14 protein-coding genes, 1 pseudogene and 1 riboswitch are annotated in these 14,097 nt (G+C 63.1%); of the genes and pseudogenes, 13 read left to right on the top strand and 2 right to left on the bottom strand.

Annotation, left to right across the window (positions count from 1 at the left end; all coding sequences use genetic code 11):
• The 3 genes from AC5RT3_RS04110 to AC5RT3_RS04100 form a co-directional block, all read left to right on the top strand.
• Positions 1 to 514 (top strand): glucose-6-phosphate dehydrogenase assembly protein OpcA (locus AC5RT3_RS04110; RefSeq protein WP_494123555.1); only part of this gene is annotated, 514 nt, incomplete at its 5' end.
• A gap of 123 nt (positions 515 to 637) precedes the next feature.
• Positions 638 to 1,741 (top strand): S-(hydroxymethyl)mycothiol dehydrogenase, encoded by a 1,104-nt coding sequence (locus tag AC5RT3_RS04105; protein WP_494123554.1) that lies wholly within the window; start codon positions 638 to 640, stop codon positions 1,739 to 1,741.
• Positions 1,741 to 2,361, top strand: a complete 621-nt coding sequence (locus AC5RT3_RS04100) for an MBL fold metallo-hydrolase (protein ID WP_494123553.1) — start codon at positions 1,741 to 1,743, stop codon at positions 2,359 to 2,361. Before AC5RT3_RS04105 ends, AC5RT3_RS04100 begins: the two co-directional genes overlap by 1 nt.
• 79 nt (positions 2,362 to 2,440) lie before the next feature.
• On the opposite strand, the gene AC5RT3_RS04095 is transcribed toward AC5RT3_RS04100, so the two are convergent.
• Entirely contained in the window at positions 2,441 to 3,709 is a 1,269-nt protein-coding gene (locus AC5RT3_RS04095) for a helix-turn-helix transcriptional regulator (RefSeq protein ID WP_494053411.1), read from the bottom strand.
• A gap of 175 nt (positions 3,710 to 3,884) precedes the next feature.
• Here AC5RT3_RS04095 and tkt point away from each other — a divergent pair, with 175 nt between their 5' ends.
• The 10 genes and pseudogenes from tkt to AC5RT3_RS04045 all read left to right on the top strand — a co-directional run bounded on the left by tkt (position 3,885) and on the right by AC5RT3_RS04045 (position 13,253).
• On the top strand, positions 3,885 to 6,038 hold the full coding sequence (gene tkt / locus AC5RT3_RS04090; protein ID WP_494123552.1) for a transketolase: 2,154 nt from the start codon (positions 3,885 to 3,887) through the stop codon (positions 6,036 to 6,038).
• 24 nt (positions 6,039 to 6,062) lie between these two features.
• Positions 6,063 to 7,178, top strand: a complete 1,116-nt coding sequence (gene tal / locus AC5RT3_RS04085; RefSeq protein ID WP_494053413.1) for a transaldolase — start codon at positions 6,063 to 6,065, stop codon at positions 7,176 to 7,178.
• Between the two features lie 72 nt (positions 7,179 to 7,250).
• Complete coding sequence (gene rpe / locus AC5RT3_RS04080; protein WP_494053414.1) at positions 7,251 to 7,928, top strand: ribulose-phosphate 3-epimerase; 678 nt, start codon at positions 7,251 to 7,253, stop codon at positions 7,926 to 7,928.
• A 44-nt stretch (positions 7,929 to 7,972) separates the two neighbouring features.
• The gene (locus AC5RT3_RS04075; RefSeq protein WP_494053415.1) at positions 7,973 to 8,446 is read left to right on the top strand and encodes a ribose-5-phosphate isomerase; all 474 of its coding nucleotides are present in this window, start codon (positions 7,973 to 7,975) and stop codon (positions 8,444 to 8,446) included.
• 144 nt (positions 8,447 to 8,590) lie between these two features.
• Positions 8,591 to 8,953, top strand: a complete 363-nt coding sequence (locus AC5RT3_RS04070; RefSeq protein WP_494053416.1) for a cupin domain-containing protein — start codon at positions 8,591 to 8,593, stop codon at positions 8,951 to 8,953.
• A gap of 56 nt (positions 8,954 to 9,009) precedes the next feature.
• Positions 9,010 to 9,148: riboswitch (TPP riboswitch) on the top strand.
• Positions 9,149 to 9,208: 60 nt separating this feature from the next.
• Complete coding sequence (locus tag AC5RT3_RS04065; protein ID WP_494053417.1) at positions 9,209 to 9,832, top strand: ECF transporter S component; 624 nt, start codon at positions 9,209 to 9,211, stop codon at positions 9,830 to 9,832.
• Positions 9,833 to 9,850: 18 nt separating this feature from the next.
• Positions 9,851 to 10,650 (top strand): annotated as a pseudogene (locus AC5RT3_RS04060) (thiazole synthase).
• Between the two features lie 459 nt (positions 10,651 to 11,109).
• Positions 11,110 to 11,382 (top strand): hypothetical protein, encoded by a 273-nt coding sequence (locus tag AC5RT3_RS04055; protein WP_494053419.1) that lies wholly within the window; start codon positions 11,110 to 11,112, stop codon positions 11,380 to 11,382.
• Between the two features lie 127 nt (positions 11,383 to 11,509).
• Complete coding sequence (locus AC5RT3_RS04050; protein WP_494053420.1) at positions 11,510 to 12,262, top strand: YcnI family copper-binding membrane protein; 753 nt, start codon at positions 11,510 to 11,512, stop codon at positions 12,260 to 12,262.
• The gene (locus AC5RT3_RS04045; protein ID WP_494053421.1) at positions 12,252 to 13,253 is read left to right on the top strand and encodes a Gfo/Idh/MocA family protein; all 1,002 of its coding nucleotides are present in this window, start codon (positions 12,252 to 12,254) and stop codon (positions 13,251 to 13,253) included. The genes AC5RT3_RS04050 and AC5RT3_RS04045 overlap by 11 nt, the downstream gene beginning before the upstream one ends.
• A gap of 96 nt (positions 13,254 to 13,349) precedes the next feature.
• Here AC5RT3_RS04045 and AC5RT3_RS04040 read toward each other — a convergent pair whose 3' ends face one another.
• A complete protein-coding gene (locus tag AC5RT3_RS04040; RefSeq protein WP_494053422.1) occupies positions 13,350 to 13,937 on the bottom strand; it encodes a TetR/AcrR family transcriptional regulator in 588 nt (195 codons plus the stop codon).
• Between the last annotated feature and the right edge of the window lie 160 nt (positions 13,938 to 14,097).

Genomic DNA, 14,097 nt, shown 5'->3' with positions numbered 1-14,097 from the left:
GCTCGAAAACATCCGCGCCACCTACAAAGCAGGCGACACCGACCTCGCCTGGACCCGCCTCACCAACTGGCGCATCCAACTCGCCGCAGCCCTGGACCAGGCCAGCTCAACCGCGGTACTGGCCGCCGAAGTTGAAGGGGCCCCGGATTCCCCAAGCACGCTGCTGATGGCAGCCTGGCTGAACACCGCGCTGAACGTGCCCGTGACCATCGTGCCGGGCACCCCCGGAACGGGCCTCCGCCGGGTCCGCCTCACACTTCCCGACGGCGACATTCAACTCCTCCGCCCCGGACAAACCGTCGCTGTACTCACCCAGCCGGGCCAACCCGCCCAACGCATCTCCCTCCCGCGCCCAAACCTCCGCGACTGCCTCGCGGAAGAACTCCGCCGCCTGGACCCGGACCACGTCTTCGGTGAAACAGTCGCCCAACTGGGGCGGGCAAACCTCATGGCAACCTCGCAGGATTCCGGTGCTGTGCTGAACCCGCGGCAGGCGTGCCTGGTCCCGGCTTGATTGGTACAGGTCGACGGCACTCGGGACAGAACGGTGGCGGCACAACAACACATCCGGCTTATGGCCACCCATATCACCGCCGAGTCACGGGGTCCGGCCGGATCCATGAAAGGAAACCAAGCAATGGTCCATAAAGTTAAAGCGGTGGTAGCCCGGGAGAAGGATGCCCCGGTTTCGCTGGAGACCATCCTGGTGCCGGACCCGGGGCCGGGGGAGGCGCTGGTGGATATCTTGACCTGCGGTGTCTGCCACACGGACCTGCATTACAAGCAGGGCGGCATTGGCGATGAGTTCCCGTACCTGCTGGGCCATGAGGGCACGGGTGTGGTCAGCGCGGTGGGCCCCGATGTGACGTCTGTGGCCCCGGGTGACCGGGTGATACTGAACTGGCGCGCGGTCTGCGGCCAGTGCCGGGCGTGTGCCAAGGGCCAGCCGCAGTACTGTTTCAACACGCACAACGCCACCCAGAAGATGACGCTGGAGGATGGCACCGAACTTTCCCCCGCGCTGGGCATCGGTGCGTTCGCGGAGAAGACCCTTGTGGCTGCCGGGCAGTGCACCAAGGTGGACCCGGAGGCCGACGCCGCGGCGGTGGGCCTTCTGGGCTGCGGTGTGATGGCCGGCATTGGTGCCGCCATCAATACCGGTGAGGTCAAGCGCGGCGAGTCCGTGGCCGTGATCGGCTGCGGCGGGGTGGGTATCGCCGCGATCGCCGGCGCCAGGCTGGCGGGTGCGACGACGATCATCGCGGTGGACATCGACGATAACAAGATCGAGATGGCCAGGTCCCTGGGCGCGACCCATGGCGTGAACTCCCGGCAGGAGGACGCGGTGGAGGCGATCCGCGCCCTCACCGGTGGCAACGGGGCGGACGTGGTGATTGACGCCGTCGGCCGTCCCGAAACGTACAAGCAGGCGTTCTATGCCCGCGACCTCGCCGGCCGGGTGGTGCTGGTGGGCGTCCCGACGCCGGAGATGCAGCTGGAGCTGCCGCTGCTGGACGTGTTCGGCCGGGGCGGTTCGCTGAAGTCCTCCTGGTACGGCGATTGCCTGCCCTCCCGGGACTTCCCGATGCTCGTCTCGCATTACAAGCAGGGCAACCTGGACCTGGACGCCTTCGTCACCGAACGCATCAGCATTGATCAAGTGGAGGAGGCTTTCGAACGGATGCATAAGGGCAAGGTCCTGCGTTCGGTGGTCGACCTGACGCAGAGGAGTGCAATCTAATGTCCGTCAGGATTGAGAACGTGGTCACCTCGGGGACGTTTTCGCTCGACGGTGGCACCTGGGACGTGGACAACAACGTATGGATCGTGGGCAACGACGAGGAGTGCGTGATCATTGACTCCCCGCACGACGCCGCTACGATCATCAATCAGGTCCGCGGCCGGAAGGTCAAGGCCATCCTGCTGACCCACGCGCACAACGACCACATCGGCGCTGCCCGGGAAGTTGCCGTCGCCGTGGGTGCCCCGATCTACCTGAACCCGGAGGACCTTGTGCTCTGGGAGCAGGTCTACCCGGACTACGAACCTGACCGTTACCACGGAGACGGAGACGTGTTCGAGGTGGGAGAAACGGCCCTGTTGGCAATTCACACGCCCGGCCATTCCCCTGGCTCCACGTGCTTCTATCTCGAAAGCGAAGCAACGATCTTCACCGGGGACACGCTGTTCAACGGCGGCCCCGGCGCCACCGGCCGGTCCTACAGTGATTACCCGACCATCCTGGCTTCCATCCGGGAGCGGCTCCTGGTGCTGCCGCCCGAGACTGTGGTCCGCACCGGCCACGGCGACGACACCACCATCGGCGCCGAGCAGGAAACTCTTGCCAAGGTTCCGCAGTAGGCAGCAATTTCACCAGGAGTGAGTAAGTGAGGCGCGCCGGGAATGCCCGGCGCGCCTCTGCTGGTGTCAAAAAGCAGCGTTACCGGAGTCCGTGGCTGTGGGCCAAGGCGATAGCTTCGGTTCGTGACCCGACGTCGAGCTTCCTGAACAGGTTTCGCACGTGGAACTTGACCGTGTTCTCGCTGATGCCCATTGTTGAGGCGATAGTACGGTTGCGGTGTCCGGCGGCGAGGTGCTGGAGTACCTCGAGTTCCCTTGCGGCAAGATTCCATCCCGCTACATCTCCGGTGGGGCGGGCGGGCGGGTCCAGGGGGAGTGATACGAAGATGTCGGCCCCCCAACCGGACATGACGTCCATCCGCAGCTGTCCGGAGAGCGCTTGGACCCGGCGTTGCAGGCCCACGATGCTCGGCGTTTCGGCGGTGAGTGCACCGCCTCCGTCATCTCGCACGTTGATCAGCAGGTTTCCGCCATCGCAGTCCCACTGTGTCCGGATTCTGGTGATGTCTGTTTGTTCCATCATGGCCAGGACAAGTCCGCGGACGATGGCACGGGCAGCATGGGCGATCTCGCCGGGGAGGGCCCTGCCATTCAAGGGTGGTTCGATGAATTGGACGTCAATGCCGCTAAAGCCCGTGAGCGGCCGCAAGTCTTCCCGCAGCCGTTCGAAGGCTTTGGCGACGGGCTCTTCTGCTATGTCTGTTGTCCGGTCACTAAGGGTCCTTAACCCGAGGAGGGCCTTGGCAGTGAGTTCTATGACGGTTGTGCGGGCAGCTGCATCGTCCAGGGACGCCGAGCGCAGGGCTGCCATGAGGGTTTCGAGAGTGGTCGAATGCAGATCGGTCAGTTCGGCCGTCACACGGATGCGTTCAGCTGATGCTGCCCGGGACTCCAACAAGTACGACGGCGGTGCATCCGCCACTTTTTCCTGGATTCGCCGCGCCGCGATGCGCCATAGGAACGTCACAAGGTCCAGGTTGGCGTCATCTCCCGAACCGGTGGGGGAGGGATCGGTGAGGACGAGGAGGGCCTGGCTGGCGGCATGCTTGTGAGCTAGCACCTGCCGGGGTTTGCCGGCCAGGTCGGCTTCCCCAAACCAAGGCGTTTCGTCGGACAGGGTGGCGCGAAGCTCGTCCAATTCCGGGATGCTGACACGGGAAATGATGTCCTCCGCACCCGCCTTCTTCTGGGGCCTGCCAGTACAGTCCTCGGTGAAGATGACCAGCGCACTGCTCTTGATGTAAGGCAGGGTGGCGTTACGGAGCCGTTCCGCTATTTTGGCCAGTGGGGCATCAGCCAGGGCAGCAACGGTCTGCAACAGTGGCCATGGCAGGTCTGTAACGGTCATGTCATCTTCCTAGTGGCTGGTCGAGGAGAGGTGGATCACACCACCCAGTCCTAAAGTATAGTAAAAACTGCCAGAAAACAGGATTACTGCTACCCCTTTGTTTCGCGATGATGGATCTAACCGAAAGTTCATGTGGTCGTGCAAGGCCAAATCATTCAAACAAAGGGGATTAATAGTGAACCCGACAGCAAATGCCGTACTCACCCCGCGTCCTGATACTGCTGGACTGGACTGGACGTCCCAGGACCAGCGCGCGGTGGACACACTCCGCGTCCTGGCAGCCGACGCCGTTGAGAAGGTAGGCAACGGACACCCGGGGACCGCGATGAGCCTGGCTCCTGCTGCGTATCTCCTTTTCCAGAAGCTGATGCGCCACGATCCGCGCGATCCGGACTGGATCGGCCGTGACCGGTTCATCCTGTCCCCGGGGCACTCCTCGCTGACCCTCTACAGCCAGCTGTTCCTGTCAGGCTACGGCCTGGAACTGGAGGACCTTCAGGCGCTGCGGACCTGGGGGGCACTGACCCCCGGCCACCCGGAGTACAAGCACACTGCCGGTGTGGAGATCACCACCGGCCCGCTGGGCCAGGGCCTTGCATCCTCGGTGGGCTTTGCCTACTCCCAGCGCCGCCAGCGCGGCCTGTTCGACGCCGATGCCCCCGCCGGCGAGAGCCCGTTCGACCACACCATTTGGGTCATTGCCTCCGACGGCGACATCCAGGAAGGCGTGACCTCGGAGGCTTCCTCCCTGGCCGGCCACCAGGAACTGGGCAACCTCGTCGTCATCTACGACGAGAACCACATCTCCATTGAGGACGATACCGACATCGCCTTCACTGAGGATGTCCTGAAGCGTTACGAAGCCTACGGCTGGCACACCCAGCGCGTTGACTGGACCGAGACGGGCGAATACGTCGAAGACGTCCAAGAGCTCTACTCCGCGCTGCTGGCGGCCAAGGCTGAGACCTCCAGGCCGTCCATCATCTCGTTGCGCACCATCATCGGCTACCCCGCCCCCAAGAAGCAGAACACGGGCAAGATCCACGGGTCAGCCCTGGGCGCCGATGAAGTTGCAGCTCTGAAGGAAGTGCTGGGCTTCGACCCCGCCAAGTCCTTCGAGGTGGATGAGGACGTCCTTGCCCACGCCCGCAAGGTTGTGGACCGCGGCGCAGCCGCCCGCTCCGAATGGGAAGAGTCCTTCTCCGCCTGGCAGTCCGCCAACCCCGAGGGCGCCGCCCTGCTGGAGCGCGTCGAAGCCCGCCGGCTGCCCGCCGGACTCGACGCCGCCCTGCCTGTCTTCGAGGCAGGTAAGGACGTCTCCACCCGCGCCGCGTCCGGCAAGGTCCTGAACGCCATCGGACCGGTCATGCCGGAACTCTGGGGCGGTTCAGCCGACCTCGCCGAGTCCAACAACACCACCATCGAGGGATCGCCGTCGTTCATCCCGGCTTCCCGCTCCACGGAAGCCTGGAAGGGCAACCCCTACGGCCGCGTCCTGCACTTCGGCATCCGCGAGCACGCCGCCGCCTCGATCGTGAACGGCATCAGCCTGCACGGCAAGACCCGCGCGTTCTCAGGGACGTTCCTGATCTTCAGTGACTACCAGAAGCCGGCCATCCGCCTCGGCGCCCTGATGGGCGTCGGGTCCATCTATGTGTGGTCACACGACTCCATTGGACTGGGCGAGGACGGCCCCACCCACCAGCCGGTGGAACAGCTCTCCACCCTGCGTGCGATCCCGGGCCTGGATGTTGTTCGACCGGCCGACGCCAACGAGGTTGGCATCGCATGGAAGACCATGCTGCAAAACCACAGCAACCCGGCCGGCATCGTCCTGACCCGCCAGAACGTTCCGACTTTCGCCCGCGGCGAGGGGACCGCCGAGGGTGACACGTTCGCTTCCCCGGCAGGTGTGGCCAAGGGCGGCTATGTCCTGGCCGAGGCATCCAATGGCGGTGCCACCGTCCCGGCCCAGGTGCTCCTGATCGCCACCGGCTCCGAAGTGCAGCTGGCAGTCCAGGCCCGCGAAGCACTCCAGGCCGAAGGCATCGCCACCCGTGTCATCTCCATGCCGTGCGTTGAGTGGTTCAACAAGCAGGACGCTGCCTACCGTGAGTCGGTCCTCCCGTCCGCGGTCAGGGCGCGTGTCTCCGTTGAAGCAGGACTGGCCCTGGGCTGGAAGGAATTCGTCGGTGATGCCGGCCGTTCCATCAGCCTCGAGCACTACGGCGCCTCCGCTGACTACAAGCGTCTCTTCCAGGAGTTCGGCATCACGGCGGAAGCAGTCACAGCCGCCGCTAAGGACTCCCTCGCAGGCCTGCAGGCCTAACAACCGATTTCAGGAGAAAAGACAATGACTACTCCCACCCAACAGCTCTCCGACGCCGGAGTATCGATCTGGCTGGACGATCTTTCCCGAGGCCGGCTCTCCAGCGGCGGGCTGCAGAAGCTCATCGAAGAGAAGAACGTGGTTGGCGTGACCACCAACCCGTCCATCTTCCAGGCCGCGATAACTTCGGGCACCGACTACGACGCCGCCATCGCCGGGCTTGCCGCGCGGGGCAGCAGCGTGGAGGAGACGATCTTCGAGATCACCACCACCGATGTCGCGGACGCCTGTGACCTCTTCGCCCCTATCGCCGCCGCGACGAACGGCGTTGACGGCCGCGTGTCCATCGAGGTGGACCCACGCCTCGCCTGGGACACCGCCGGCACCATCGCCGAGGCCAAAGAACTGTTCAAGAAGGTCGACAAAGACAACGTCCTGATCAAGATCCCGGCCACCCTTGAGGGCCTTGAGGCCATCACTTCCGTTCTGGCCGAGGGTATCAGCGTCAATGTGACCCTGATCTTCTCGCTGGAGCGCTACCGTGCCGTCATCAACGCCTTCCAGGCCGGCCTGAAACAGGCCAAGGAGAACGGCCACGACCTCTCGAAGATCCATTCGGTGGCGTCCTTCTTCGTTTCGCGTGTGGATACCGAGATCGACAAGCGCCTCGACGCCATCGGCACCGACGAAGCCAGGGCGCTCAAGGGCAAGGCAGGCGTCGCCAACGCCCGCTTGGCTTACCAGGTCTACGAGGAGCTGTTTGCCACTGAACGCTGGGCAGTCCTGGCTCAAGCCGGCGCCCGCCGGCAGCGGCCGCTATGGGCCTCCACCGGTGTGAAGGACCCCGCTTACTCGGACACCCTCTACGTCACCGAACTCGCCGCCGTCGACGTGGTAAACACCATGCCCGAGAAAACGCTGGACGCCACTTTCGACCACGGCGTGATCACCGGCGACACGATCACCGGCACATACGAGGAAGCACAAGGTGTGCTCACCGCCATCGAGCGCCTCGGCGTCTCCTACAACGACGTCGTCACTCTCCTGGAATCCGAAGGTCTGGACAAGTTCGTGGCCAGCTGGAAGGAACTGCTGGCCGATGTTGAGGGCGCGCTCTCCAGCGCCCGGAAGGCATCCTGAACCATTGAGTGCGCACTGCGCGGGACCCATAGGGGTCCCGCGCAGTGGCCGCAGATCAGAAAGGCGGACACCATGTCCAAGCCACCCCTAAATTGCTGTATCAATCCCAGCATCCTGTCGGCCGACTTCGTCAACCTCGAAGCAGAGCTTGCCCGCATCAGCAATGCCGATGCTGTCCACGTGGACGTTATGGACAACCACTTCGTCCCGAACCTGACCATCGGCCTGCCTGTCGTGGAAAGGATCCAGAAGGTCAGTCCTGTGCCGCTGGATGCCCATCTGATGATTTCCAATGCTGACACCTGGGCCCCCCAGTTCGCTGACGCCGGGATTGCCTCGGTCACCTTCCATGTTGAAGCATCGGTTGCACCGATCAAGCTTGCCCGTGAGCTTCGCGCCCGGGGCTCGAAGGCCGGCATGGCCCTGCGCCCTGCCACGCCGGTGGAACCGTACCTGGACATGCTTTCCGAACTGGACATGCTGCTGATCATGACCGTTGAACCGGGCTTTGGCGGCCAGGCCTTTTTGGACGTGATGCTGCCCAAGATCCGCCGGGCTCGCGCCGCCGTCGACGGTTCAGGGGTGAACGTAGCCATCCAGGTGGACGGCGGCATCACGGAAGAAACCATCACCCGTGCCGCCGAGGCCGGCGCCAACGTCTTTGTCGCGGGCTCGGCCGTGTACGGCAAACCTTCCCCTGCTGAGGCAATCGAGTCGCTGCGCGCGAACGGCCAGCTTGCCTTCGCATAGCAGCAGGCCGCCCCATCACCGTTACCAATCTTGAAGGACCCATAATGCGCGTTCACATCGCAACCGACCACGCCGGCATGGAGCTCAGCTCCCATCTGATCACCTCGCTCGCAGCCAGCGGCTACGAGATGGTGGACCACGGACCGGCCGCCTACGACGCCGAGGACGACTACCCCGCATTCTGCATCAACGCCGCCGCCGCCGTCGTGGCCGACCGGGCGGCAGGCATGGACGCGCTCGGAATCGTGCTGGGCGGCTCCGGCAACGGCGAGCAAATCGCCGCAAACAAGGTCAAGGGAGTCCGGGCAGCCCTCGCGTGGAACCTCGACACAGCCAGGCTCGCCCGCCAACACAACGATGCCAACGTGGTCGCCGTCGGAGGCAGGCAGCACAGCGTCGAAGAGGCCACGGAACTGGTCAAAGCATTCCTGGCAGAACCATTTACTAATGCCGAACGCCATGAGCGCCGCATCGGCAAAATCGCTACCTTCGAAACCACGGGCGAGATCGTCGAATAACCCCCACCAACAAAACCCCGGGCCAAGGTTGTCGTCAACCCTGCCGCCAGCCATCCCGGAAAGTTCTCCCGCTGCTTAGACCAGTCGGGGATCCCAACACCGACTCTCCCGTCCCGGGGGAGCAACCCAGAAAGGAAGATTCACATGAGCATAACTTTCGAGCCGACCGCCCTCTTCCAGGGGAAGCTGGACGAAGCACCGCTCGGTCCACCCCTGGCCGAAGTGCTGGGCGACGAGATTCCGACGCGGATCACTATCCCCTTTACCAGCGATGATTCCCGGATCCTCTCCGGAGTCTGGGAAGCTGACCCAGGCCTTTCACGATGGGAGTTTCTGGAGCGCGGCGAGTCGATCTACGTCCTTGAAGGCCGCATGGTGGTTACCGAGGATGGCGGAGAGCCGACTACCGTAGAGGCCGGAACCGCAGCTATCTTCCCCATCGGTTGGAAGGGCACCTGGGAAATCCAGGAGCGCATCAGAAAATTCTTCGTCATTTTCACGCCCTGACCCAGGGAAACTGTAAGGCCTGGACACGTGCCAGGCCTTACAGTTTGTAGCCATTCATACAACGACAGGGGAGCGCCGCCATCCGGCACTGGCCATGGCCGGGGACCGCAGGTGGGCGCTGAGAGTGCGGACAGCCGCAGACCCTCGAACCTGATCCGGTTAGTACCGGCGCAAGGGAGTCGAGTTCTCGAAGTCCGGTAACGGCAGTAGCCGCGTGCCGTGCTTTCCCCTCCTGTTTCCCAGGAGGATTTTTTCATGAGCACTGCAGCAATCAAGAAGACCACCAGCAAGTCCTGGCGCGTCGTGGACATCGTGGTGGCGGCCCTGATCGCCATCGCCGGCGGCGTGATTTTCTGGGCCTGGTCCCAGGGCGCGGCCGCGGTCTCCGGGCCCATGAACGCGGTTTACCCGCCCCTGACCGGCCTGATCGCCGGCGGCTGGATGATCCCGGCAGTGCTGGGCATGCTGATCATCCGCAAGCCCGGCGCGGCATTGTTCTGCGAGACCGTGGCAGCCACCGGTGAGCTCCTGATGGGCTCGCAGTACGGCGCCTCGGTGCTGTTCTCAGGCTTGGTCCAGGGCCTGGGCGCTGAAATCATCTTCGCGATCTTCGTTTACAAGAAGTTCAACCTGCCGGTGTCGCTGCTGGCCGGTGCTGCCGCGGGCCTGTTCTGCGGCCTGAACGATTCCTTCGCGCCGTGGGGCTGGAACATTGCGTACTCCGGCGGTGACAAGCTTGCCTACATCATCTTCACCGCGATTTCCGGCGCGGTCATCGCCGGTGCCCTGTCCTGGATCGCGACCCGTGGCCTGGCGAAGACCGGGGTCCTGAGCTCCTTTGCCTCGCGCAAGGCAGCCACGGAGTCCGTCCTCTCCTGAGGCCTGAAAGGTTAGCTGATGACCATCACCACCGAAATGTGCGTGGACAGCGATCCGTTGATCATTGACGGAGTCGAAATAACTTCGCGGCTCATTATGGGCATTGGCGGAGCCCCCAGCCTGGACGGACTCGGAAGCGCCCTCGTTGCTTCTGGGACCGAGCTGACCACCGTCGCCATGCGGCGCTATTCGCCGTCGGAGGCCGGTTCCTTATTCCAACTCCTGCTCGACCACAAGATCCGGGTGCTGCCCAACACCGCAGGCTGCTTCACGGCAAAAGATGCGGTGCTCACCGCCGAAATGGCGCGCGAAGCATTGGAAACCGACTGGGCAAGCTCGAGGTGATAGCTGACGAGCACACCCTGTTGCCCGATGCCGTGGAACTGGTCGATGCCACGGAGCAATTGGTCAACCGCGGCTTCAAGGTATTCGCGTACACCAACGATGATCCGGTCCTGGCCCTACGGCTCGAGCATCTGGGAGCCTCCACCGTTATGCCCCTTGGCTCACCCATCGGCACGGGCCTGGGCATCCTGAGCCCGCACAACATCGAGCTGATTGTGTCCCGCGCTTCCGTGCCCGTCGTGCTCGACGCTGGCATCGGAACCGCCTCGGACGCGGCCTTTGCAATGGAACTGGGGTGTGACGCTGTCCTGCTGGCTACAGCTGTCACCCGGGCACAGAATCCGGTGCGCATGGCCACCGCATTTAAACACGCAGTCCTCTCTGGAAGGCTGGCGAACCGCGGCGGCCGCATACCCCGCCGCGAGCATGCACTGGCGTCATCACCCTTGGAAGGACGAGCCGAGTTCCTGTAACGGGGTGCAGGCACCACCGACTGCAAGCCGTCCAAAACGGTAGGTAAAACCATCCTGATACAGCGTTTCCCACGACCACACATGACGGGATCATGGATGCCGGGAAGGAGCAGAGATGACGACACAAACGTCCGTCCGGCTGCTCCGCGCCGGTCTGGTGGGATCCCTGATTTTCATTCTCGGTGCGGGCGGACACCTCGCTGGTGGCGGTCACGCGCCCCGGCCCGAGGTCATGGCCGCGCTCTTCGTTGTGACCTTGGTTCCGATAGTGATGCTTTCCTCACACCGGTTCTCGGTACCTGGGCTTCTTTGTTCGCTGGGCGCCGGCCAAGGGTGGCTGCATTGGTCCCTTGACGCTCTCGGCCCCGGACAGCACCCCACCTCGGCTCTGCTGTTGCCCGCTTCCCGCATGCCGGACACCTGCCGGCTCCTGGCACAGACACTTCCGTGGGGATCGTCATGTCTTCCGCTGACGCAGCGAGCGGATGGCTGATGTTCACTGCCCACGCCGTTGCCACTCTGGTCACAGCGCTGCTCCTGGCTCGTGGCGAGGATGCGTTGCGCCTTGTAGCCACCTTGCTTGAGCCGCTCGTGCGACTCCCTGACTTCATCGCCTTGCCGCCGACGGTCCGCACCCGGTGGCGCACCGACGTCGTAACTTCCCCGGCAGCCGCCTCGCTGCGACTTCCTACCCGGCGAGGTCCGCCACCAGCCGTCCCCGCGGCCACCTGAGTACCCGCCTTCCGTCTGGAACACAGGAAACCAGGGACCGGCCGCCGCCGACAACAGGCGTGCGCCCCATGCCCCGCCTGGGTTTCTTGACCTCACCATCCCTTAGTTCCGCGAAAGGCATTCTGCCATGAAGACATCACCTCGCCGTACCCTTAGCACCGTCGCCGCCACAACATTGGCTGCCGGGCTGGTGGCCCTAAGCACAGGCACAGCTTCCGCCCACGTCCGCGTCGACCCTGACGGCACAGCCGAGGGCAGCTACACCCAACTAACCTTCCGGGTGCCAAACGAATCCGAAACGGCCAGAACCAGCAAACTCGAAATCTCCCTGCCCACGGAGACGCCATTCACCTCCGTCTCCGTGAAGCCCGTGGTCGGGTGGAAGGCAGAGGTGGTGAACAGCGAACTGCCGCAGCCCGTCACCGTCAACGGCGCAACCGTCACCAAGGCGCCGACCTCCGTCATCTGGACCGCGGATGAAGCTCACCAGATCGGTCCGCATGAGTACCAAACCTTTTCCATCTCGGTCGGCGTGCTGCCCAAAGCCGGTACTGAACTGATCCTGCCTGCGTCCCAGACCTACACCGACGGGAACACCGTGAAATGGGAACAGGAAACCAGCGAGAGCCAAGCCGAGCCAGAATACCCGGCCCCCGCCTTCACCACCACGGCAAAGACGGATGGCCACTCACAGGGCAGCACTGCAACTCCCAACGCCCACGTTCCGGCCGCGGCTGCGTCCAGCATCTCCGCTGCCACTGATGCGGGATCGGCAGTAGGATGGCTCGGCCTTGCAGCAGGGCTGATCGGGCTGATCACCGGTGTAACTGCCCTCGCACGTACGCGCACCATTCGTCGAGGAGATTTAGATGAGCGATAAATTGCGTTGGGGCGTGCTCGGCACCGCCCGTATCGTCCGTAAGACAATCCCGGCGCTGCAGGAGGCGAAGAACGGGGAAGTCGTTGGCATCGCCTCCCGCACCGAGGGAAAGGCCAGGGAATACGCGGACAGGCACGGGATCCCGCAGGCGTTTAGCTCCTATGGCGCGCTTCTTGCTTCCCCGGACATCGACGCTGTGTATATTCCGTTGCCGAACGCACTCCACCTCGAGTGGATACTGAAGTCCTTGGACGCAGGCAAGCACGTACTCTGTGAAAAACCACTGGTGACCAGCGCCGCCGAATGCGATGAGGTTAGACAAAAGGCCGAGGAGACCGGGCTTAAAGTCCTGGAAGGCTTCATGTACCGCTTTCACCCGCGTTTCGAAAAGCTGCAGGAACTGCTCGCGGGCAATGCCGTAGGCAAACTGACCTTTATTCACGTCGGGCATTCGTTCGACGCCGGCAGCGGTGACAACATTCGCTGGTACAGCCAGCTCGGCGGCGGCGCACTTTTCGACACGGGATGCTACTGCGTCAACGTCAGCCGTATGGTTACCGCCCAGGAACCGAGCCGAGTCAACGCATTCGGCAACTACCGCGACGCCAACGACGAGGGTCGAATCGACACCAGTATTGCGGGCATACTGCGCTTCCCCGGCAGCGTAACAGCGCTGTTCGATACCGGAGTAAACCTCGAACGACGCAACTTCCTGGAACTGACCGGAACCGAGGGCCGCCTCTACCTCGATAATCCGTTTGGCCTTCTTGAGGAGGATTCGGTTCTGGAGGAGCACCACTTCGGAAAGGACACGATTTATCACAAGATCAAGGGAGAAAATCACTTCGTACGGATGAGCGAACACTTCTCTGACAGCGTCCTGAACGGTACTCCGCTCCGCTACGATCTCACGGACGCGGCCAACAATGCCCGGGTGCTTGAAGCCCTCGATCGGGCGGCACGCAACGAAGAGGCGTTCCGCTCCGACTGAAACAGCTGTGGCACTGTCATAGCGGTGGGTGACCAGCAAGGAGACCCTTTCGGTCGTTGACTCTCCGCGTTGCCGCGGTTAGCGGCAGAGTTGTCCTCAGACGCCGGCCCTGGTCAGCAGTGCATCAAGCGTCATGAAGAACAAGGCGCGGTGGTCGGCCGCCGTTGGGTCGGTCAGGTATTGAAGGGCCGCCCCGTCGTAGATCATCAGGAAAGACCTTACGAGCTCAGGGATGCCAATACGGCACTCGTCGCCATTGCTTTGGGCTGCCGATGAGAATATGCCTCCCAGCTCCACTTCGTAGGCAGGATAAATCTTCGCGGCCAGCGGGCTGACGGCGGCGCCGCGTGTTGCCCACAAAATGAGCTCGATCTCAGCAAGGAGACTGCCCGGCTCTTCTTCCAGTGCTCGCCAATAGCCTTTAGCCACTTGTTCCACCGCATTACGAAGGCCTAGGTGGGCCGGGACGTCCCCGGAAAAGCTGCTCAGGTTTTTTAGCCAAGCCTCGGCGGCCGCCTCCATGAGCTCTTCCTTACCGCTAAAGCAATAATTGGCAGTGGCCAAGGGAGCATTGGCCTCTTTAGCAATGGCGCGCATGGTTACAGACTGAACACCCTCGCGCCTCATAAGTTCCACGGTTGCTGAAATCAGCTGTTCTTTTCGATCTTTTGAGGACACCCGCATAATTCACTCTCCAGTCTCGCGTTCGGCGGCCCTCCTGGGGCACCTCTTAAGACTATGGCCTGGCGAGTGAAAGGTTCATTTCCTGTCTAGAACGCTTGACCCGAACTTGTGTTCGTTTCCCTTAGTGCCCATAATTTGCCCGGATTTCGAGAGCTTTTAG

This window comes from Arthrobacter sp. Y3221159, assembly GCF_059089885.1.
Note: the sequence above shows the minus strand (reverse complement) of the source record. Positions and strands in the feature narration are given on the sequence as shown.